Source organism: Amycolatopsis thermophila (assembly GCF_030814215.1).
Lineage (GTDB): Bacteria > Actinomycetota > Actinomycetes > Mycobacteriales > Pseudonocardiaceae > Amycolatopsis_E > Amycolatopsis_E thermophila.
Map to the genome: position 1 here is coordinate 4723208 of NZ_JAUSUT010000001.1, position 20837 is coordinate 4744044.

The 20837-nt window shown below is 72.3% G+C and carries 21 protein-coding genes and 1 pseudogene; 12 read left to right on the plus strand and 10 right to left on the minus strand.

Translation table 11 applies throughout. The annotated features are described in order from the left end of the window. Nucleotides 1-255: 255 nt before the first annotated feature. On the minus strand, nt 256-1740 hold the full coding sequence (locus FB470_RS23180) for a CoA transferase (protein WP_306994758.1): 1485 nt from the start codon (nt 1738-1740) through the stop codon (nt 256-258). Beyond that, complete coding sequence (locus FB470_RS23185) at nt 1727-3502, minus strand: acyclic terpene utilization AtuA family protein (RefSeq protein ID WP_306994760.1); 1776 nt, start codon at nt 3500-3502, stop codon at nt 1727-1729. The genes FB470_RS23180 and FB470_RS23185 overlap by 14 nt, the downstream gene beginning before the upstream one ends. 223 nt (nt 3503-3725) lie before the next feature. Between FB470_RS23185 and FB470_RS23190 the strand changes: the two genes are divergently transcribed. Further along, complete coding sequence (locus FB470_RS23190; RefSeq protein WP_306994762.1) at nt 3726-4547, plus strand: oxygenase MpaB family protein; 822 nt, start codon at nt 3726-3728, stop codon at nt 4545-4547. 3 nt (nt 4548-4550) lie between these two features. On the opposite strand, the gene FB470_RS23195 is transcribed toward FB470_RS23190, so the two are convergent. Beyond that, nucleotides 4551-5009: an Lrp/AsnC family transcriptional regulator gene (locus tag FB470_RS23195; RefSeq protein WP_306994764.1), complete on the minus strand. Its 459-nt coding sequence runs from the start codon at nt 5007-5009 to the stop codon at nt 4551-4553. A 93-nt stretch (nt 5010-5102) separates the two neighbouring features. Here FB470_RS23195 and FB470_RS23200 point away from each other — a divergent pair, with 93 nt between their 5' ends. From FB470_RS23200 to FB470_RS23215, 4 genes are all read left to right on the plus strand, one after another. After that, nucleotides 5103-5927: an LLM class flavin-dependent oxidoreductase gene (locus FB470_RS23200; protein WP_306994766.1), complete on the plus strand. Its 825-nt coding sequence runs from the start codon at nt 5103-5105 to the stop codon at nt 5925-5927. Next, nucleotides 5927-6352 carry a nucleoside deaminase gene (locus FB470_RS23205; protein ID WP_306994768.1) on the plus strand — a complete coding sequence of 142 codons (426 nt, stop codon included), beginning with the start codon at nt 5927-5929 and terminating at the stop codon, nt 6350-6352. Before FB470_RS23200 ends, FB470_RS23205 begins: the two co-directional genes overlap by 1 nt. A gap of 684 nt (nt 6353-7036) precedes the next feature. Next, nucleotides 7037-8116 (plus strand): Gfo/Idh/MocA family protein, encoded by a 1080-nt coding sequence (locus FB470_RS23210; RefSeq protein WP_306994770.1) that lies wholly within the window; start codon nt 7037-7039, stop codon nt 8114-8116. Nucleotides 8117-8163: 47 nt separating this feature from the next. Then, nucleotides 8164-9426, plus strand: coding sequence for an ROK family protein (locus FB470_RS23215; protein ID WP_306994772.1), 1263 nt, complete (start codon nt 8164-8166; stop codon nt 9424-9426). 90 nt (nt 9427-9516) lie between these two features. Here FB470_RS23215 and FB470_RS23220 read toward each other — a convergent pair whose 3' ends face one another. Genes FB470_RS23220 through FB470_RS23230 form a run of 3 tightly spaced genes read right to left on the minus strand, consistent with a single transcriptional unit; the run spans nt 9517 to nt 10832 of the window. Continuing rightward, on the minus strand, nt 9517-9717 hold the full coding sequence (locus FB470_RS23220) for a cold-shock protein (RefSeq protein ID WP_020421349.1): 201 nt from the start codon (nt 9715-9717) through the stop codon (nt 9517-9519). Nucleotides 9718-9735: 18 nt separating this feature from the next. Beyond that, complete coding sequence (locus tag FB470_RS23225; protein WP_306994775.1) at nt 9736-9936, minus strand: hypothetical protein; 201 nt, start codon at nt 9934-9936, stop codon at nt 9736-9738. Next, nucleotides 9933-10832 (minus strand): acyl-CoA desaturase, encoded by a 900-nt coding sequence (locus FB470_RS23230; RefSeq protein WP_370876538.1) that lies wholly within the window; start codon nt 10830-10832, stop codon nt 9933-9935. The genes FB470_RS23225 and FB470_RS23230 overlap by 4 nt, the downstream gene beginning before the upstream one ends. On the opposite strand from FB470_RS23230, the gene FB470_RS23235 reads away from it, so the two are divergent. The 5 genes and pseudogenes from FB470_RS23235 (at nt 10813) to FB470_RS23255 (ending at nt 14037) form a co-directional block, all read left to right on the plus strand. Further along, nucleotides 10813-11115, plus strand: coding sequence for a hypothetical protein (locus FB470_RS23235; RefSeq protein WP_306999625.1), 303 nt, complete (start codon nt 10813-10815; stop codon nt 11113-11115). The two genes, FB470_RS23230 and FB470_RS23235, sit on opposite strands and share 20 nt — an antisense overlap. Further along, nucleotides 11112-11465, plus strand: a pseudogene (locus FB470_RS23240) (glycosyltransferase); the annotation flags it as partial. The gene FB470_RS23235 and the pseudogene FB470_RS23240, both read left to right, overlap by 4 nt. A 70-nt stretch (nt 11466-11535) precedes the next feature. Continuing rightward, nucleotides 11536-12225 carry a glycosyltransferase gene (locus FB470_RS23245; protein WP_306994779.1) on the plus strand — a complete coding sequence of 230 codons (690 nt, stop codon included), beginning with the start codon at nt 11536-11538 and terminating at the stop codon, nt 12223-12225. Nucleotides 12226-12268: 43 nt separating this feature from the next. After that, on the plus strand, nt 12269-12511 hold the full coding sequence (locus FB470_RS23250) for a DUF2630 family protein (RefSeq protein WP_306994781.1): 243 nt from the start codon (nt 12269-12271) through the stop codon (nt 12509-12511). A gap of 914 nt (nt 12512-13425) precedes the next feature. Beyond that, a complete protein-coding gene (locus tag FB470_RS23255) occupies nt 13426-14037 on the plus strand; it encodes an FMN reductase (RefSeq protein WP_306994782.1) in 612 nt (203 codons plus the stop codon). Here FB470_RS23255 and FB470_RS23260 read toward each other — a convergent pair. From FB470_RS23260 to FB470_RS23275, 4 genes are read right to left on the minus strand one after another with little or no spacing between them, the layout of a single operon-like run. Next, nucleotides 14027-15187 carry an acyl-CoA dehydrogenase family protein gene (locus tag FB470_RS23260; RefSeq protein ID WP_306994784.1) on the minus strand — a complete coding sequence of 387 codons (1161 nt, stop codon included), beginning with the start codon at nt 15185-15187 and terminating at the stop codon, nt 14027-14029. The genes FB470_RS23255 and FB470_RS23260 overlap by 11 nt on opposite strands. Nucleotides 15188-15201: 14 nt before the next feature. After that, the gene (locus FB470_RS23265) at nt 15202-16704 is read right to left on the minus strand and encodes a 3-hydroxyacyl-CoA dehydrogenase (RefSeq protein WP_306994785.1); all 1503 of its coding nucleotides are present in this window, start codon (nt 16702-16704) and stop codon (nt 15202-15204) included. Next, entirely contained in the window at nt 16701-17465 is a 765-nt protein-coding gene (locus FB470_RS23270; protein ID WP_306994787.1) for a CoA-transferase subunit beta, read from the minus strand. The genes FB470_RS23265 and FB470_RS23270 overlap by 4 nt, the downstream gene beginning before the upstream one ends. A gap of 5 nt (nt 17466-17470) precedes the next feature. Then, on the minus strand, nt 17471-18403 hold the full coding sequence (locus FB470_RS23275) for a CoA transferase subunit A (protein WP_306994789.1): 933 nt from the start codon (nt 18401-18403) through the stop codon (nt 17471-17473). Between the two features lie 106 nt (nt 18404-18509). On the opposite strand from FB470_RS23275, the gene FB470_RS23280 reads away from it, so the two are divergent. Further along, a complete protein-coding gene (locus FB470_RS23280; protein ID WP_306994791.1) occupies nt 18510-19409 on the plus strand; it encodes a LysR family transcriptional regulator in 900 nt (299 codons plus the stop codon). A 105-nt stretch (nt 19410-19514) separates the two neighbouring features. Further along, complete coding sequence (locus FB470_RS23285; protein ID WP_306994793.1) at nt 19515-20825, plus strand: MFS transporter; 1311 nt, start codon at nt 19515-19517, stop codon at nt 20823-20825. The last annotated feature ends 12 nt before the right edge of the window (nt 20826-20837 follow it).

Genomic DNA, 20837 nt, shown 5'->3' on the forward strand with positions numbered 1-20837 from the left:
CCCGCCGCGGTCGATGGCTTCCGCCAGGTGCTGCTCCACCCGCCCGGCCCACCCCCGGTAGCCCACGGCGCGCTGCGGCCGGGCGTCGGCCTTCTCCCGGCAGTTCGTCGTCCACCTGGAAGCGCTCTCCGCGACGCGCCCGGACCCGCAAGCGGCGGCGAAAGGCCCCGGTTCTCCGCCCGAAACCGTCCGCCCCCGGCGCGGGCTGCTGCTCGAGCGCCGTCACCTTCCCCACGCGGAGGTGCGCCGGACGGCTCACTCCGCGGTGAGCCACTCCGGCCGGGACGAGCCGCGCGGCACCAGCACCGTGCGGTACCGGCCGGGCGTGGCCGACATCCGCACCTGGTCCGTCACGCCCTGGTAGTGCCCGAGCGGCGTGTCGGCGGTGAAGGTCTCCGGGTCGAGGTACGCGTGCTCCTCGCCGCGCCCGGCGGTCTCGGTCGCGTACGTCTTGTCGAACACGCCCAGGCTCAGGATCCACAGCGCGGCCCGCGTGAGCGACACGTGCACCCGGTAGCTGCCGCCCTCGACGGCGCGCCGCGCGAGCGCCTCGACGATCCCGGCGCTCATCAGCCACGACACGATGTAGTCGTTGACCACCAGGATCGGCGGCAGCGCGGGCCGCGACCCGTCGCCCTCCAGGTGCATCATCCCGACCAGGCTCCCCGCGCTCTGGTCGAACCCGACGCGGTCCGCCCACGGGCCCTGCTCCCCGTTCAGCGAAGCCGTCGCGTGGATGATGCCCGGCCGCACCTGCGCGGCCTCCTGCGCCGAGAACCCGATCTTGTCCAGATAGCCCGGACGGCGGTTGGCGTAGAAGACGTCCGCCCCGCCCAGCAACGCGCGCAGCCGCCGCGCGCCCGCCTCGTCGTACGGGCTGATCGTCGCGGACCGCACCCCGACGTTCGCCGTGATGTAGGTGACGTCGTGCTCCAGCTCGTTCGGGCGCCACACGTTCAGCACGTCCGCACCGTGCAACGCCAGCGCCCGCCCCACCCCGGCACCGGCGATCACGTGGCCCATGCCCAGCGCCTGGATCCCGGACAGCGGATCCTCCGCCGGCCCCAGCGGTTCCGGCGCGCTCTCCCCGATCTTCGTGACCTCGACCAGCGGCAGGTCCGCGAACACCTCGCGGTAGTGCGGCTCGGCCATCAGCTCGGCCGGCGTGCGCAGCATCGGCAGCACCGCGCCCGCGGTGACGGCCGCGTTCTCCAGGTCCCGGCCCCGCCACTTCGCGATCGCCGCCGCGACCGCCTCCGTGTCGTCGGGCACGCCGAGCAGCTTCTGCGCCGCGAGCTTGATCTTCGGGTACGGGTTGAGCGGCATCACCCAGTGGTCGTCGGCCGTGCGGTAGAAGTGGAAGCCCAGCGCGTTCGAGGGGTTGGCGGGCGTGCTCCCCGGATAGCCGTTGAGCAGTTCCCACTTGCGGTCGTAGAACGGGCACAGCCGGTGCGGCGCCACCCGCAGGTCGACCGCGATGTCCTGCCCGTCACCGCCGCGCAGCCGCCACAGCTTCGCGATCGCCGCGGACTTCGCGGCCAGCGCGATCGCCGCCGACCCGCCCAGCCGCAGCGTGCTCGGCACCACCGGATCCGCCCCGCGGAAGGAGATCGTGCCTCCGGTGTCGTCCGGGCTCATCCCGATCCCGGCGAGCACCTCGGCCAGTTCGGCGTGCGGGTCGAACTCGTCGCTCGTGGCCGGCTTCGCCACGGCGGCGGTGATGCGGTCACTCAGCGACATCGGCGAGCAGCTCCTCGGGGATCAGGACGTGCTTGGCGCGCAGGTATTCGCCGACGGCCTTGCCGACCTGGTCGGCGCGCAGGTTCGCGGAACCGCCGGTGCCCAGCAGCCCGCGCAGGACGAAGTGCACGGCCCGCAGGTGCGGGAACTCGTGCCGGACGATGTCCAGGCCCGCGGCCTCGGGCAGCAGACGGCGAAGCTCCGCTGTGGACAGTGTCTGCCGCAGCCACGGCCAGGCCCGTTCGTCGGGCACCCATACTCCGACGTTGCTGTTGCCGCCCTTGTCGCCGCTGCGCGCGTACGCCACCGCACCGAGCGGCGCCTCGCGCACGCCCACCGCGGCCGGTGCCCCGGCCGGTTCGCGGTGCACCGGTTGCGGGTGCACGGGCGCCGTCGGCGGGGGCCCGACCGGCAGCGTGCGGCCGTCGTCGAGGACCACCCGGTGGGCGACCTCGGACATCGGCAGCAGCGCCGGCCAATAGTCGATGCGCGGCTTGCTGCGCCCGGTCAGGCCGGCGCCGCCGTCGTGGTAGAAGCCCGGGATGCTCTGCAGGTACAGCGATCCCAGGCGGGCTGGCAGGTTCAGCTTCGCCAGCGGTTCGGGTGTCGCGGCCACCGCCATCACCCGCAACGCGACCGTCGCGTCCCACTGCGTCCGAGGGTTCTCCGCCGCGGTGCCCAGGCGCGTGATGTCCAGTTCCACGCCCTCGGGCAGATCGCGCGAAATCTGCGCGCGCAGCAGCGCCACCTTGGCGTCCACGTCCGGCGCGGTGACGTAGACGGTGTTGACGAGCGTGTGCCCGATCGCGGCGAACACCGCGACCTTCGTGGTCGGCGGGGGAGGGGTCCCGGTCGCGCCGGTGACCTCGACGCGGTCCGGTCCGGCCGCGGCCAGCCGCACGGTGTCCAGGTGCGCGGTCACGTCGGGGTTGAGGTAGTGCGGGCCCTGGATCTCGTACACCAGCTGGGCGGTCACCGTGTCGACGGTGACCGCGCCGCCGTGCCCGGCGTGCTTGGTGATCACGCTGCTGCCGTCCGCGGCGACCTCGGCGATCGGGAACCCGGGGACCAGCATGTCCGGGATCCGCGTGAAGCCGGAGAAGTTGCCGCCCACGGCCTGCGAGCCGCACTCGATGATGTGGCCCGCGGTGACCGCACCGGCGAGGGCGTCCCAGTCGTCGGCCGCCCAGCCGTGCCACCACGCGGCCGGCCCGGTGACCAGCGACGCGTCGGCCACCCGCCCGCACACCACGATGTCGGCACCCTCGGCCAGCGCGGCGGCGATGCCCCAGCCGCCGAGGTAGGCGTTGGCCGCCAAGGGTTCGTGCCCCCAGGACGCCAGGGGCGCGCCGGTGTCCAGGTTCTCCATGCGGTGCCCGGCCGCGGCGTACTCGCCCAGCCGCGACAGGACGTTGTCACCCTCCACGTGTGCCACCCGCAGCGCGACGCCCTCGTCGGCGGCGACCTTGCGCAGCTTCTCCGCCAGCGCGGCCGGGTGGAAGCCGCCGGCGTTGGTCACGACCTTCACCCCGCGGGCGGCGAGCGCGGCCAGGTGCGGGCGGATCTGGTCCACGAAGTACTCGACGTAACCGCGCTCGGGGTCGCGCCGGTAACCGACCGCGAGCGCGGCCAGGGTGACCTCGGCGAGGTAGTCGCCGATCAGCACGTCGACCGGATCGCCGCTCATCGCCTCGTCGATCGCCGTGTAGCGGTCCCCCAGATATCCGGAGAAGTTCGCGATCCGGACGGCACGGCTGCTCATCGGGCGGCACCTCCTGTGGTCTCCTGCCGACGATAGCTTATTAAGCGCTCGTTAAGTAGAGTGATCAGGCGGTCCCCGGAACGGCGACGAAGACCTCGGTGCCGTGGTTCCCCAGGTCCTCTTCGGACAGTTCCAGGGCCCGTCCAGCCACCCCGTGTGGACAGGTGTGCCCAGGGCGCGCTGCAATATCTGCGAACGGACGTGAGCAGAGTGGAGACCGACGATGGGCCAGGCTGCCGCCCCGGCCCGCCTGGACGACGCGATGATCGGCGCCGGCCTGCTGGCCGCGGGCGCGAACGTGATCATGCAGCTCGCCCATCCCGGGGTCGGGTACGGCGTGTACGAGAGCCGGGTGGACAGCGGGAACCTGTTCAAGCACCCGATCAAGCGCAACCGGACGACCATCACCTACCTGGCGGTCGCGGCGCTGGGCAGCGACGAGGAACGCGCGGCCTACCGCGAGGCCGTCAACGTCTCCCACCGGCAGGTCCGCTCGACCGAGCAGAGCCCGGTGCGGTACAACGCCTTCGACCCGAAGCTCCAGCTGTGGGTCGCCGCCTGTCTCTACCGCGGGGTCGAAGACGTCTACGAGGCCTTCGTCGGGCCGCTCGAGGGCGAGAAGGCCGAGGAGATCTACCGGCACTCCGCCGTGCTGGGCACCACGTTGCAGGTCAAGGAGGAGATGTGGCCGGCCGACCGGGCCGCGTTCGAGAAGTACTGGAACGCGGCGCTGGACGAGGTCTCGATCGACGACACGGTCCGCGAGTACCTGATGGGCATCGCGGACCTGAGGTTCCTGCCGAAGATCGTCAGCCGCGCCCTCGGGCCGGTCAACCGGTTCCTCACCACCGGTTTCCTGCCTGCCAAGTTCCGGCAGGAGATGAAGCTGGACTGGACGGCGCGCGACCAGCGCCGGTTCGAGAAGGTGCTCAAGGCCGTGAGCGTGCTGGTGAGGTTGTCGCCCAAGCCGCTGCGCGAGTTCCCCTACAACGCCTACCTGGCGGACTTCCGGCGCCGGCTGCGCACGGGGCGGCCGCTGGTCTGAGGCTCAGGCGCGGCGCGGCGGCCCGGACGGGCCGCGGGCGGGAAGGGTGCGGCGGTAGACGACGTTGGTCGTCGTGCTGCCGAAGTGCGCCAGCCGGTCGACGACCTCCTCCAGGTGTTCCATCGAGGCGGCGGCGACCTTGAGGGTGTAGCAGTCGTCGCCGGTGGTGCGCAGGCACTCCAGGATCTCGCAGCGGTCCGCGAGCAGCTCGTGCAGCGGCTCGTGCCGGTTGCCCGGGTACTTCAACCGGACGACGGCCAGCACCGGGTAGCCGACCTTGCCGAGGTCGACCTCGGCGCGGTACCCGGTGATCACCCCTGTCGCCTCGAGCCGCTTCACGCGCTCGGTCGCCGCGGACGCGCTGAGGTTGACGCGGCGGCCCAGCTCGGTCAGCGGGATCCGCCCGTCCCGCTGCAGCTCGGCGAGGATCGCCCAGTCGGTCGCGTCGAGGGTCTCGGTCATGCGCCGAATCTACCGGCAGATCCACGGCGCGGGGCCCGTGATAGCGGGAAGAATCCCTGTGCGCCACGGCGATCGCTGCCTAGCCTGGATCTCGTGCGACTCGGTGTGAACGTTCCGAACTTCGGGCCCGGCACCGACCCCGGCGTCCTGCGCGACTGGGGCCGGACGGTCGAGGGCCTGGGCTACGACCTGCTGATGGTGTCCGACCACGTGGTGATCACGCCCGACGTGGCCGAGCAGTACCCGGCGCCGTTCTACGAGCCGTTCACGACGTTGTCGTGGTTCGCGGGGGTCACCGAGCGGATCCGGCTCGGCACGACCGTCCTCGTGCTGCCCTACCGGCACCCCCTGCTGACGGCGCGGATGGCGGCGAACCTGAACGCGTTGAGCGGTGGGCGGCTCGTGCTGGGGGTCGGGGTCGGCTGGGCGCGGCAGGAGTTCGCGGCCCTGGACGTTCCGTTCGACCGGCGCGGCGCGCTGACCGACGAGTACCTGGACGCGATCCGGGCGGCGTGGGGCGAGAACGACCGGGTCCCCCTGTGGATCGGCGGGAACAGCCAGGCGGCTCTGCGGCGGGCCGTGCGCCTGGGCGAGCCGTGGCACCCGCTGCGGTTCACCCTGACCTGGTACCGCCGGATGCTGGGCCGGTTGAAGGAGCTGGCCGACGAGAGCGGACGGCCGGTGCCCGGGCTCGTCCCGCGGATCGTGCTGCGCCTGACGGACACGCCCGTGCACGACCCCGAGCGGCGAGCCGGGGAGGGCACGATCGAGCAGGTCACCGCCGACCTCGAAGAGCTCGAGACGCTCGGCGCCGGGACGGTGGTGCTGGACCCGTTCGGCGGAGACCCGGAGGAAACGACGCGGCCGCAGGCCGCCTGGCAGGCGCTGGCGACGGTCCGCGCCCACGTGGAGGTTTGATGGAAGAGAAGTACCTGCGGCGCGCGATCGAGCTGGCCGCCGAGGCGCGCGAGTCGGGCAACCCGCCGTTCGGATCGCTGCTGGTGGGCCCGGACGGGCAGATCCTCGCCGAGGAGCGCAACACCACGATCACCGACCGGGACATCTCGGCCCACCCCGAGCAGAAACTGGCCCGGTGGGCGGCGCGCGAGCTGGAGCCGGAAACCGCGGCGGCCACCACGATGTACACCAGCTGCCAGCCGTGCGGGATGTGCGCCGGTGCGCTGGCGCGGTCCGGGCTGGGGCGGGTGGTGTTCGCGCTGTCCGGGGAGCAGCTGGAGAGCCTGAAGGAACCGACCGCGCCGGTCGTGGCGAGGCCGGTGCCGCAGGACGGGCCGTTCCTGTTCGACGAGGCGCGGGTGCCCGTGGAGGGCTACTACCGCTGACGGTTGGTCGCGGCCGGGTCGACGCGGCCGCTGTCCCGGTTCTTCCCGGTGACGGGCGCGCGGGTGGTGGCCGCCGGCGGCCGGGACTCACGGTGATTTCGTGGCGGGATCGGTTCGGCGTGCGCGGGTACGGCTCGTCTGGCGTCGCCGCCCGTGTCGGCAGGTAGGCGCTGGCCGCCTCGGCGGCTACCTCGGGGAACCACCGGTCGCCCTTGTCGGCCACCTCGATGCCGGCACCCAGTCGCGCGGGCGCGGCGCGAGCGCGGATGGCGACCGCCGGAACCGGGACTCGCCGTGATTTCGTGCCCGGATCAGTTCGGCGTCTGTGTTCCGGTTGGTTGGGCGTCGCCGCCCGTGTCGGCAGGTGGGGGCCGGCCGCCTCGGCGGCCACCTCGGGGAACCGCCGGTTGCCCTCGCCGGCCACCCCGATGCGCGCCGTCCGGTCGCGCGGGCGCGGCGAGAACGAGGATGGCGACCGCCGGAACCGGGACTCGCCGTGATTTCGTGCCCGGATCGGTTCGGCATGCGCGTTCCGCTCCGGAGCGGCTATCATGGAGGAGGCGTCGTTCTCCCAGTGACCCCCAGGCTGGTCGAGAACGACGCCCCTTTTTGGTGCTTGACTTTTGTTCGCCGTAATCATTAGATGAGTACGGTAGTGCAGAAGAACGGCCAGCAGGGGGAGAAGTGGCGAACGAGCCGTTGCGGGCCGGCATCATCGGCGCGGGCTTCATCGGAGCGGTGCACGCCCGCGCGGTGCGCACCCTCGGGCAGGACCTCGTGGCGGTCGCCGCGTCCACGCCCAGCCGCTCGCGCGAAGCCGCGGCGGCGCTCGGTGCCCGGACCGCCGTCGACACGGCGGAGGAGCTGGCCGCCTCCCCGGACGTCGACGTCGTCCACATCTGCACGCCGAACGCCCTGCACGCACCGCTGACCCGCGTCGCTCTGGCGGCGGGCAAGCACGTCGTCCTGGAGAAGCCGGTCGGGATGAGCACCGGCGAGGTCGCCGACCTCGAACAACGGTGGCGCGACACCGACCGCGTGGTGGCCGTTCCCTTCGCCTACCGCTTCTACCCGGTGGTGCGCGAGGTGCGGGAGCGGGTGCGCGGTGAGCGGATCCGGCTGATCCACGGGCAGTACCTGCAGGACTGGCTCTCCCGTGACAGCGACACGAACTGGCGCGTCCAGGCCGCGCTCGGCGGGCCGTCGCGCGCGTTCGGGGACATCGGCGTGCACTGGTGCGATCTCGCGGAGTTCGTGAGCGGGCAACGGATCGCCCGCGTGCACGCGATCCTGCCGCGCGTGGTGGCGCAACGGGCCGGGGCCGCGGTGGACACCGAGGACGCGGCGCTGGTGCAGTTCGAGACCGGTCAGGGCGTGTTCGGCTCGACGGTGATCAGCCAGATCTCGCCCGGCCGGCGCAACCAGCTGCAGCTGCGGATCGACACGCCGGACACCGAGTACGCGTTCGACCAGCAGGAGCCGGAGGTCCTGTGGATGGGCCGGCGCGACGGGACGCGGATCCTGCACCGCGGCGACCCCGGCTTCGGCCCGGACGCCCGGTCCCGCGACCTGGTTCCGGCCGGCCACCCGCAGGGCTACCTGGACAGCTTCACCGGCTTCATCGCCGACGCCTACGCCGCGATGCGCGGCGGGCGGCCCGAGGGGCTGCCGACCCTGGCCGACGGTGCCCGCGCGGCGGCGATCACCGAGGCGGTGCTCGAGTCCGCGCGGCGGCGCGACTGGGTGGAGGTCACGCCCGGTTGACCCCGGGTTTGGTACGAATTCCGGGTAGTGCGAGCGAAGGGACCGCCGTGACCGCAACCATCCCGTCCGACCAGCTCGACGATCTGGTCCAGGTGCTCGACCTGGTGCGCTCCGGCGCCGCGCGGACCCGGCCCGAACTGGGCAGACGGTCGGGGCTCGGGCGGACGGTCATCAGCCAGCGCGTCGGTCACCTGATGCGCGCCGGGTTGCTGGAGGACGGCGAGCTGGGCCCGTCCAGCGGCGGGCGCGCGCCGCGCGAGCTGCGGTTCCGGTCCGGCGCCGGGGTGATCCTCACCGCCGAGCTGGGCGCGACCAGCGTCAGCGCCGGGCTCACCGACCTGGCCGGGTCCCTGCTGGCGCAGCGCACCGAGCCGTCCGACGTCGCCCGCGGGCCGGAACCCGTGCTGGCGCAGGTCGACGCGCTGTTCGACGAGCTGCTGGCCACGCGGCCGGACGCGCCGGTGTGGGGGGTCGGCATCGGGCTGCCCGGGCCGGTCGAGTTCGCCACCGGGCGGCCGAGCGCGCCACCGATCATGCCCGGCTGGGACGGCTACCCGGTGCGCGACCACTTCGCCCGACGGCACGGCGCGCCGGTGTGGGTGGACAACGAGGTCAACGCCATGACGCTGGGCGAGTTCCGGGCGGGCGCGGCGGCCGGGGTGCGTGACTACCTGTACGTGAAGATCGGCACCGGGATCGGGGCCGGGCTGATCTCGGGCGGGCACCTGCACCGGGGCAGCCAGGGGTGCGCCGGCGACATCGGGCACACGGCGGCGCGCATCGACACGACGGTGGTGTGCCGGTGCGGCAACATCGGCTGCCTGGAAGCGCTTGCGGGCGGCGCGGCGCTGGCGCGGGACGGCGAGATCGCCGCGAAGGACGGCAGCAGCCAGGTCCTCGCCGAGCGTCTGGCGGACAACGGCACGATCACCGCGGAGGACGTGACGTGGGCGGCGCAGAACGGTGACCGGGCGGCGCTCGAGCTGATCCAGCGGGCGGGGCGCCTGATCGGGGACCAGCTGGCGATGCTGGTGTCGTTCTTCAACCCGTCGCTGCTGCTGATCGGCGGCGGCGTGGCCGGCGCGGGCGACCACCTGCTCGCCACGATCCGCGAGGTGATCTACGGACGATCCCTCCCCCTGGCGACGCGCGACCTGCGGATCGTGCGCTCGTCACTCGGCGACCAGGCCGGGGTGGTGGGCGCGGCGTTCATGGTGCTGGACGAGCTGTTCAAACGGGACCGGTTGGCACGGTGGATCGACGCCGGCAGCCCCGCGGGACTGCCGGAGCTGACCGAGCCGGCGGCCTGACGCGGAGGTCCTGACCGCACCGGAAACCCCCAAAAAAAAGCGGTGTGCCCGGTCCCCCGAAGGGAACCGGGCACACCGGAGCTCGTGGTGTCAGACGATGCTGACGCGGCTCGCCTGGGGGCCCTTGGCTCCCTGCGTGATTTCGAAGGTCACCTGCTGGTTCTCCTCGAGGCTGCGGAAGCCGTTGCCGTCGATCTCCGAGTAGTGGACGAAGACGTCCGGGCCGCTCTCCTGAGCGATGAAGCCGAAGCCCTTCTCGGCGTTGAACCACTTCACGGTGCCCTGTGCCATGTGTTTCTCCTTGATTTTCTAACTGTGGGCGGTTGCCCTGTTGGTCAGCCCGAGCATGTCGAGCAGCTCTCGGCAGTCCTGGACGTCCAGCGCGTGGTCGGCGACCGTGCGCGCGGCCCGGTGGTTCGCGAGCGCCTCGCCGTGCGCCATGCGGGCGCGGGCCTCGGCGATCGGACCGGTTTCGGGTTGCGCCTGCGTGGCGTGCCGGGCCCAGGTCATGGTGATCCCTTCGGTTGGACGGGTGTCTTCACGGCCAGCCGGGCCAGCCGTTGCTCGGTGGGCCAGCGCACCTGCCAGGCCCAGCCGAGTCGTTCGAACGCCCAGATCACGCGGGCGGACACGTCGATCTGCCCCCGCCGCACGCCGTGCCGCGCGCAGGTCGGGTCGGCGTGGTGCGAGTTGTGCCACGACTCGCCCATCGACAGGATCGCCAGCGGCCAGAAGTTGGCCGACCGGTCGCGGCTGGCGAACGGGCGGTCGCCGATCATGTGGCAGATCGAGTTGACCGACCAGGTCACGTGGTGCTGGAACGAAACCCGTGCCAGCCCGGCCCACAGGAACCCGGTCAGCGCGCCCCACCACGACAGCGTGGCCAGCCCGCCGATCAGCGCCGGCAACAGCACCGACAGCGAAACCCACAGCGGGAACAACCGATCCACCGCGCGAATGTCCTTGTCAGCGGCCAGATCCGGCGCGAAACGCTCCACATTGGTGCGATCGCGGCCGAACAGCCACCCCATGTGCGCGTGCCAGAAACCCTTGGCCAGCGCGGCCGGTGAGGTGCCGAACAGCCACGGCGAGTGCGGATCGCCCGCCCGGTCGGAGAACGCGTGGTGGCGGCGGTGGTCGGCGACCCAGCCGAGCACCGGTCCCTGCGCGGCCATGCTCCCCGCGATCGCCAGCGCGATCCGGAGTGGACGGTTGGCGCGGAACGCGCCGTGCGTGAAGTACCGGTGGTATCCGATGGTGATGCCCAAAGTGGACACCGTGTAGAACCCGGCGGCGACCGCGAGGTCGAGCCAGCTCAGGCCCCATCCCCAGAACAGGGGCACGGCCGCGATCAGCGCGGCGAAGGGGATGATCAGGAACGCCCGGATGATCACCATTTCGGCCATCGAGGCGGGTTGGGACAACAGGGGCTTGGGCGCGGGGGGCGCGGCGGAAGCCGTTGAGCTCAAAAAGGAACTTCTCTCGTGGAGGATCAACCGGCAGCCCGGTGTTTCGTTTTTCCTCGTCCAGCGCCGGACGCTGAACATCGTGGGGACTGCTGGACGAACTGAAGGGAACGAAACCGGCCCGGTTGCCAGCCTGCGATTAACTCCCGACAAGAGTGACACTACCGTACCCGGCCGCTTCCGTCACGGTTCGACCGGGGTGCCTGGCAAGCTGGCCCGATGATCGTCCTCGCCGTGGTCGCACTCCTGGCCTGGTCGTGGCTGGCCGCGACCGGGTTCTGGCGCACCGGGCAGCGGCTGCCGCCCCGCAGGCCGCCCGCGACCTGGCCGAGTGTGGCGATCGTGGTGCCCGCGCGGGACGAGGCCGCCGTCCTGCCGGACACCCTGCCCACGCTGCTCGCCCAGCGTTACCCCGGCCCGCTGCGCCTGGTCCTCGTCGACGACGGCAGCACCGACGGCACCGCGGACCTCGCCCGCGAGCTGGGCGGCGCCCGGGTCACGATCACCGCATCGGGTGAGCGTCCGGACGGCTGGACGGGCAAGCCCTGGGCGCTCGCCCGCGGGGTCGAGGTCGCCGGCGAGGTCGACTGGCTGCTGTTCACCGACGCCGACATCGCTGCACGGCCCGGATTCGCTCACCGCGATGGTCGAGGCCGCGGGCGAGCGGGACCTGGTGTCCCAGATGGCGGTCCTGCGGACCCGCACCGTGTGGGAACGACTCGTGGTTCCCGCGTTCGTGTACTTCTTCGCGATGCTCTACCCGTTCCACCGGGTGAACGGACCCGGTCGCACGGCGGCCGCGGCGGGCGGCTGCTGCCTGGTGCGGCGGACGGCGCTGGAGCGGGCCGGGGGAGTGGCCGCGATCCGCGGGGCGGTCATCGACGATGTCGCGCTCGGCCGGGCGGTCAAGCGCGCCGGGGGCCGTGTCTGGCTCGGGTTGGCCGACGACGTGCGGAGCGTGCGCCCGTACCCCACGCTGGGATCGTTGTGGCGCATGATCGCCCGCAGTGCGTACACGCAGTTGCGGCACTCGGTGGTGTTGCTCGCCGGGACGGTGCTGGGCCTGGCCGTGGTGTTCCTCGCGCCACCGGTGCTGACGGTCGCGGGCCTCGGGCAGCCGTGGGTGCTGGTGCCGGCGCTCGCGGCGTGGGTGCTGATGACGGTCACGTTCGTCCCGATGCTGCGGTACTACGGGCAGCCGTGGCCGGCCGCGCTGCTGCTGCCGGTCACCGCGACGCTGTACCTGCTGATGACCGTCGACTCGGCCGTGCGGCACTGGCGCGGCCGCGGCGCCGCGTGGAAGGGGCGCAGCTATTCGCGTGAGCGCGGATGATCGCGGGTACGGTCGACACGACCCCGGAACGAGGAGAAGCACCATGGCCGACCAGGACATCATCGCCAACATCGACAAGCTGATCGCCGAGGAGCACGAGCTGCGGTCACGTTCGGTCGGCGACGGCCTGAGCGACGAGGACCGCACCCGGATGCGCCGGGTCGAGGAGCAGCTGGACCAGTGCTGGGACCTGCTCCGCCAGCGCCGCGCCGCGCGCGAGTTCGGCGAGAACCCGGACCAGGCGCAGGCCCGGCCGGTCAGCGAGGTGGAGTCCTACCGGCAGTGACACGGTGCCGCCCGGGGCTCGCCCCGGGCCGGCCGCCGGTGCGGTTGACCTGCGGCGCCGGCTGAACCCCGGCCGGGCTTCCGCGGGGGTGCTGCGGCCGGCGCCGGGGGCCCTGCGCCGGCCGCAGCGGCCGTCAGCGCCCGGCTGGGCGCCCGGCCGGGTGCCCAAGGGGCGAATGTGGTGTCCCGGGGCCCGGCGCCAGCCGACGGTGCCCGGCGGGCGCCCAAGGGGCGGTGTGGTTGCCCTGGGGCCCCTTCGGCGGCCGGAACCCGGGCCGGGGCGAGCTTGGGCGGGTCGGATCACGCCCGTGTGCGGAGCGGTGTCCCATGCCCGGTGCTTGAAGCCCGGCGAGCGGCGCCCGCGGAACCCCGGCCGGGCTTCCGCGGGGGTGCTGCGGTCGCCCCGGGGTGCCCTGCGCCGGCCGTTGCGCCCGGCAGAGCCCGGCTGGGCGCCAACGGGCGGTGTGGTGCCCCGGGGGCCCGGCGCCAGCCGACGGCGCCCGGCGGGCGCCCGAGGGGTGGTCTGGTTGCCCTGGGGCCCCTTCGGCGGACGGAACCCGGGCCGGGGCGAGCTTGGGCGGATCGGATCACGCCCGTGCGCTGAGCGGTGTCCCATGCCCGGTGCTTGAAGCCCGGCGGGAACCCGGGTCGGCTTCCGCGGGGTGCTGCGGTTGCCCCGGGGAGCCGTGCGCCGGCCGCCGGCGCCCGGCAGAGCCCGGCTGGGCGCCCAAGGGACGGTGTGGTTGCCCGGGGCCCGGCGTCAGCCGCCGCGGGTTGACCTCCGGCCCCGCCCGGCGCCCGGCCGGGTGCCCGGTGGAACGGCTCGGCTCCACGGCGCGACGCCGGAATACCGGCGCCGCCCCCACCGTTACCCTGCATAGTTGAACGCACAACTACCTGAGCAGGGTGAGGTCCATGTCCCGCACACTCGTGGTCGTCTCGGCCGGCCTGAGCAGCCCTTCCTCGACACGGCTGCTGGGCGACCGCCTCGCGCAGGCCACCGCCCGCGAGATCGACGCCCAGGTCGAGGTCGTCGAGCTGCGCGATCTCGCCACCGACATCGCCAACAACCTCGTCACGGGCTTCCCCAGCCCCAAGCTGGACGAGGCGATCGGAACCGTGACCCGCGCGGACGGCCTCATCGTGGTCACGCCGATCTTCAACGCCTCCTACAGCGGCCTGTTCAAGTCGTTCTTCGACGTGATCGAGGCCGGCTCGCTGCAGGGCAAGCCGGTCCTCATCGCCGCCACCGCGGGCACCGCCCGGCACTCGCTCGCCCTCGAGTTCGCCCTGCGGCCGCTGTTCGCCTACCTGCGCGCCGACGTCGTGCCCACCGCCGTGTTCGCCGCGTCCGAGGACTGGGGCGCGGCCGACGGCCCGGACGGCGACCTCACCGCCCGCATCGACCGCGCCGCCGGTGAACTGGCCGCGGTGATGGGCGGACGGCAGGCCGCCGCGCCCGCCACCGACGAGGAGGAGTTCGTCCCGTTCGAGGCGCAGCTCGCCCGGCTGGGCATCACGTCATAGCGTTGACGCCGGTCAGGTCCCGGCCGATGATCAGCTTCTGCACCTGGCTGGTGCCCTCGTACAGGGTCAGCACGCGGGCGTCCCGGACGTACTTGCCGACCGGGTACTCGTCGATGAACCCGTAACCGCCGAACACCTGCAGGCAGCTGTTCGTCACGCGCACCGCGGTCTCGCTCGCGTGGTACTTCGCCGCCGAGGCGTCCGTCGCGTACTCCTTCGGCTTCACCCCGGCGTCGGCCATGCGGGCGACCTGGTGCGTGAGCAGGCGCGAGGCCTGCACGTCCACCGCCGCGTCCGCGAGCAGCTCCTGCACCAGCTGGAACGAGGCGATCGGCTTGCCGAACTGCTCCCGCTCGGTCGCGTACCGGGTGGCCGCGTCCAGCGCGGCCTGGGCCACGCCGACGGCGCCCGCGGCCACCGAGATGCGGCCCCGCGACAGCGTGCCGAGCGCGATGCCGAGGCCCTTACCGACCTCGCCGAGCCGTGCCGAGTCGGGCACGCGCACGTTGTCGTAGGTCAGCTCGGCGGTCGCCTGGCCGCGCAGGCCCAGCTTGCCCTTGATCTCCTTGGCCGTGAAGCCGGGGGAGCCGGTGGGCACCAGGAACGCGGTGATGCCGGATTCGCCGGTGCGCGCGAACGTCAGCGCGACCTCGGCCCAGGTGCCGTTGGTGATGAACATCTTGCTGCCGTTGATCACCCAGTCGCCGCCGTCCCGCTTCGCGCGGGTGGTCAGCGACCCGGCGTCGGATCCGGTGCCCGGCTCGGTGAGGCCGAAGCAGCCCAGCGCCTCGCCGCTGATCAGGCGCGGCAGCCACTCCTGCTTCTGCTCGTCGGTGCCGTGCGCGGCGATCGTCTTCGACACCAGGCCGAGCGACACCGACACGATCCCGCGCACGGCCGAGTCGCCGCGGCCCAGCTCCTCGGTGACCAGGACGTAGGACAGCATGTCGGCGTCCACGCCGCCGTACCGCTCGTCCAGGGTCAGGCCGAGGAACCCGAGCTCGCCCAGCCGCCGCACGACGCTCTGGTCGACCTGCTCGGCGCGGTCCCACTCGCGGGCGTTCGGCACGATCTCGGCGTCCACGAACTCCGCCGCCATCCGGCGGAAGTCGCGCTGGGTCTCGGTCAGCCCGAAATCCCGTGCCAGCATGGTTCTTCTCCTTCTCAGACGTCTTCGGGCGCGGGGCCGGCGGCGGTGAGCGGCAGGCCGAGCTGCGCCCGCTCGGTCAGCCAGCGCGTCGGCCGGTAGCGCGGGTCACCCGTCGCCTCGTGCAGGGCGCGCTGCAGTGTGAGCAGCCGGGCCGGCCCGATCTCGTCGCCCCACGACAGCGGGCCCTTCGGGTAGCCGAGTCCGAGCCGCACGCCGAGGTCGATGTCCTCCGGCGCGGCGATGCCCTGCTCCGCGATCGAGGCCGCCACGGACACGATCGACGACACCAGCCGCTGCGCGACCCCGCCCTCGACGTCCCGCACGACCGTCACCGCCTTCTCGCCGCGGGCCAGCACCGCCCGCGCGTCCCGCGCCGCGGCCGGGTCGGTGGCCGGGGTGATCGCCAGGACCCGGCGCCCGGTCCGCACCGACAGCGGGTCGACGCCGAAGGTCCGCTCCGGCGGCAGGCCCTGGGCGGCGATCACGGTCGCCACCGTCGTTCCCCACGTCGCGACCAGCGCGACCGCATCCCCGGTCAGGCTGTCGGTCACCTTCGCCCCGGCGTCGGTGAGCACCGCGCGCAACTCCGCGTCGTCCGTCCACACCGGACGGTCCGGGTCGCCGGTGACCGGCTTTTCCGCCGGCTTTTCCGCGCCGGGCGAGTAGTCGAACCAGCCCTGCCCGGTCTTGCGGCCGTGCAGGCCGGCGGCGACCCGGTTCGGGGTCAGGAACGATGCGCGCAGCCGGTCGGCGTAGCGGAACCCGGCCCAGATCGACTCGATCACCGTGGCGGTCACGTCCAGCCCGGTGAGGTCCATCAGCTCGAACGGGCCCATCTTCAGCCCGAGCACGTCCCGCGCGACGCGGTCCAGCTCGGCGGGCTCGGCGACCTGGCGCTCCAGCAGGGCCAGGGCCTCGGTGACCAGGCCGCGGCCGGCGTGGTTGATCAGGAAACCCGGCGTGTCGGACACGACGACCGCGCTGTGCCCGGTCCGGCGGACCAGCTCCGAGACCGTGTCCACGACGCCGGCCCGGGTGCGGGCGCCCGGGATCACCTCGACGATCTTCATCAGCGGCGCCGGGTTGAAGAAGTGCAGCCCGACCAGGCGGGACGGATCCGACAGGCGCGCCGCGATCTGCGTGACCGGCAGCGACGAGGTGTTGGTGGCGAACACCGTCGTGGCCGGCAGCGCGTTCTCCAGTTGGGTGAACAGCGCGGCCTTGGTGTCCAGGTCCTCCCGGATCGCCTCGATCACCAGGTCCACCTCGCCCGGCTCGGCCGGCGAGCCCAGCGGCACCAGGCGCTGCGCGATCGCGGCGGCCTCCTCGGCGGTGCTGCGGCCCTTCTGCACGGCGCGGTCGAGCATGCCGCGGACGAACTCCACGGCCTCGCCGACCGACTCGGGCCGGGCGTCGGCCAGCTCCACGGTGTGCCCGGCGGTGGCGGCCCACTGGGCGATCCCGCGGCCCATCACCCCGGTCCCGACGATCCTGATGCGCACGGTCCTCTCCTTCATCGCAGATACACCCGCTCCGGGTCGACATCCTCGCGCAGCAACCGTAGTTCCGCCTCGGTGGGCGGTTCGATCACCGGCACGTCGTCGGCGACCTGCAACGGCCATCCGGTCGACTCGCGCGCCTGCTCGACGGTGACGCCGGGGTGCCGCGCGACCAGCCGCAGCTCCTCGCCGGGGCCGCCTCGGGCCAGGATGCCCAGCTCGGTGATCACCTTCGTGACGCCGAGCCCGAACGGTTCCACCCCGTCGGCGAGCGCGCGGTCCGGGCCGGGGGAGGTGCAGAAGTCCAGTTCGTCCACAAAGGACCGCGGATCGTGGCGGCGCATCACCACGAACACCTCGCGCGAGTTCGCCATGACCTCCATCGCACCACCGGGACCGGGCAGCCGCACCTTCGGCGAGTGCCAGTCGCCGATCACCGACGAGTTCAGGTTTCCCCAGCGGTCGATCTGCGCCGCGCCGAGGAACCCGACGTCGATGTGCCCGCCCTGCAGCACGTACCCGAACAGCGCGGGCATCGACAGCACCGCCTCGGCGCCGGTGATCAGCACCGCGTCCGCGATGGTCTCCGGCAGGTGCGACGGGTGCGCCCCGCACACGCCGGACTCGTAGACGATCTCCAGGTCCGGCGCGACGGTCAGGTGCGCCAGTGACGCGGCGAGCGTGGGCAGGCCGATCCCGGCGAACACCGTGCGCCTGCCGGCCAGCTCGCGGGAGGCGACGACGGAGAGGACTTCCGACGCTGTTGTCACCGTGGCCATGTCCGTCACAACCTCCGTCCGTAGTTCACCGGTTCGCTGAGCGCCTCGCCGACCGCCAGACCCGCCCAGAACTCCTCGCCCAGCTTGGCGACGTACTCGGCGTGGTCGGCCGTGCCGTGCACCCACTCCGCCATCCACGCGGCCAGTTTTTCCTTGTCCCTGCTGATCCCCGACCACGCGCGGTAGAAGGCGTTGTCGCGGTCGTAGTAGCCCTGGGCGAACGACGGGTGCGCGCCGCGCGGGCACTCGACCACCGCGTCGACCGCGTGCGCGGGGACGACCGTGCGGTTCGGGTCGGAGCGGACCACCTCGTCGGGCACGACCTCCTCGACGACCACGATCGCCTTCTCCGCGGCGAACACCGCCTCGGCCTGGATGCCGGTGAGTCCCCAGATCTGGGTGTTGCCCGACCGGTCCGCGCGCTGGGCGTGGATGATCGTGACGTCCGGGTTCACCGGCGGGACGACGTAGATCTGCTCACCGTCACCGTAGGGCGAGGTGACCTTGCGGATGTCCGGGTTGACGCGCGGCAGGTCGGAGCCGGCGTAGGAGCGCAGCGGGTAGAACGGCAGGCGCTGCGCCCCGGCGAGGTAGCGGCAGATCATGCCGTAGTGGCTGTACTCCTCGAACTCCAGCGGCTCGGGATCGGCGTGCTCGACGCGGCGGCGCAGCTCGCCCAGTGAGCCGGCCGAGGAGTTGCCGACGAACGACGACACCAGCTTGCGCACGCACCCGCCGGCGAGCATCTGGTCGACGACGATGTCGGCGGTCATCCGGACGACGGTGAGGTCGCGGCGGCCCTGGCGGATGATCTCGTGCCCGGCCGCGGTGGGGATGAGGTGCGTGAACCCCTCGAGCGAGACGGTGTCACCGTCGCGCACGAAGGCCGCGACGGCGTCGGCCAGGCTCATCGTCTTGTCCGGGCTCGGACGGGGCATCGTCGCTCCTGCTCGGGTCGGTGGACGGGGCGGTCTTCACCGTGCCACCGAGATTGATTAGTGTCCAATACCGAATCGGAGTCAGATCAAGACGGAGGCCGTAATAGTGGAGCTGCGCTACCTCACGTCGTTCCTGGCCGTGGCCGAGGAGCTGCACTTCGGGCGGGCCGCCAAGCGGCTGCAGATGGCGCAGCCGCCGCTGTCCCAGCAGATCCGGCAGCTGGAGAAGGAGCTCGGGGTCCAGCTGTTCGAGCGCAACACCCGGTCCGTGCGTCTGACCAGCGCGGGGGAGTCGTTCCTCGAACCGGTGCGGCAGGTGATGGAGGACCTCGACATCGCGACGAAGGCCGCCCGGGCTGCCGGACGGGGCGAGTACGGGCGCGTGACGGTCGGCTTCGCGGGCGCGTCGAGCCACGAGAGCCTGCCACTGCTCACCCGTGCGGTGCGAGCCGCCCACCCCGGGTTGGAGCTGGTGATGCGCGGTCAGACGTACGCCAACGTGGCGCTCGCGCGGGTCGCCGACGGCTCGCTGGACCTGGGCTTCGTGCGGTTGCCGATCACCGCGCCGGGGGTCGAGGCGCGGGTGATCGACGAGGAGGAGATGATCTGCGCGCTGCCGTCGGACCACCCCCTGGCCCGGCTGGACGAGGTGCCGGTGGAGGCGCTGGCCGAGGAACCGTTCGTGAGCTTCCCGGCCAACGCGGGGTCGAGCGTGCGGGACGCGACCGTGCGGGTCTGCGTGTCGGCCGGGTTCAATCCGCGCGTGGTGCAGGAGGCGCCGGACTCGTACACGATTCTCGCGCTGGTGGCCGCCGGGGTCGGGGTGACGTTGACCGTGTCGTCCTGTCAGCACATCCAGCAGACGGGCCTGGCGTACCGGCGGCTGGCCGGGGAGCCGGTGCGGTTGCAGGCCGCGCTGGCCTGGCGGCGCGACAACCCGTCCGCGGCGCTGCGGACGGTGCTCGCCATCGCGGAGCAGGCGCTGCCGACGCCCCGCCGCGATTGAGACGACCGCCGTCTTGCCGGGGGCGTCATTCGGTATTGGACTCTTCTAGGTTCCGTTTGGCACGGTGTGCGAGCAACACGGGATCTCAAGGGAGAGAAAATCACCATGAGCGCGGCCACCGCGGCCAGACGAGCGGGTATCGGGTCGTTCATCGGCTCGACCATCGAATGGTTCGACTTCTACATCTACGGCACCGCCTCGGCGCTGGTGTTCGACAAGGTCTTCTTCCCCGAACTGGACGGGGCGCTGGGGACGCTCGTGGCGTTCGCGACGTTCTGGGTGGGCTTCCTGGCCCGTCCGCTGGGCGGCATCGTCTTCGGCCACTACGGTGACCGGCTCGGGCGCAAGAAGACCCTGGTCATCACGCTGCTGATGATGGGCGTCTCGACCACCCTGATCGGCGTCCTGCCCTCCTACGCGCAGATCGGCATCGCCGCGCCGGTGCTGCTCATCGTGATCCGCATGGTGCAGGGCATCGGCCTCGGGGGCGAGTGGGGCGGTTCCGTGCTGATCGCGTCCGAGCACGCACCCAAGGGCAAGTCGATCCTCTACGGCGCGTTCGCCCAGCAGGGGTCGCCCGTCGGCAACACCCTGAGCACCGTCAGCTTCCTCGCGATCAGCCAGCTGCCGGACGACGCGTTCACCTCGTGGGGGTGGCGGGTGCCGTTCCTGTTCTCCGCGCTGCTGGTGATCGTCGGCCTGTTCATCCGGCTGCGGGTGGCCGAGTCGCCCGCGATGGCCAACCTCATCGAGAAGAAGGCGGTCGCGAAGCTGCCGTTCACCGAGGTGATCCGCACCCAGCCGATGCTGATCGTGCTCGGCATCGGGGCGTGCACGATCGGGTTGTCGGCCACGTACTTCAAGTCGACGTTCGCGCTGTCCTGGGCGACCTCGGACCTCGGCTTCGACAAGTCGTCGTTCCTGACGATCATCCTCGTCGCCAACATCACGCAGATCCTGGTGCAGCCGTGGGGCGCGTGGATCGTGACGAAGATGCGCAGCTGGTCGCGCGCGGTCATCGTGATGCTGGTGCCGGAGATCATCCTGATGCCGTTGATGTTCCTGTTCATCGGCACCGAGAACTACGCGCTGGCGATGGTCGGCACGGTGATCGCGACCGTCCCGCACTGCCTGTACTACGCGGCGCTGGCCGGCATGCTCGCCAGCCGCTTCCCGGCGCACGTGCGCTACACCGGAATCTCGCTGTGCTACCAGCTGTGCGGCACGTTGCTCGGCGGCACCACCCCGATCGTCGGGCAGTTCCTGCTCAACCAGACCGGGTCGATCACCGCGGTGATCGCGTACGCGGTGTTCCAGGTGCTGCTGACCATGGGCTGCATGCTGGCCCTGCTGCGCAAACCCAACCACGACGACCGGGCCGGCGAGGAGCCGCGCACGCAGGCCGTCGCGGCCTGAGGGAGGAGAGGA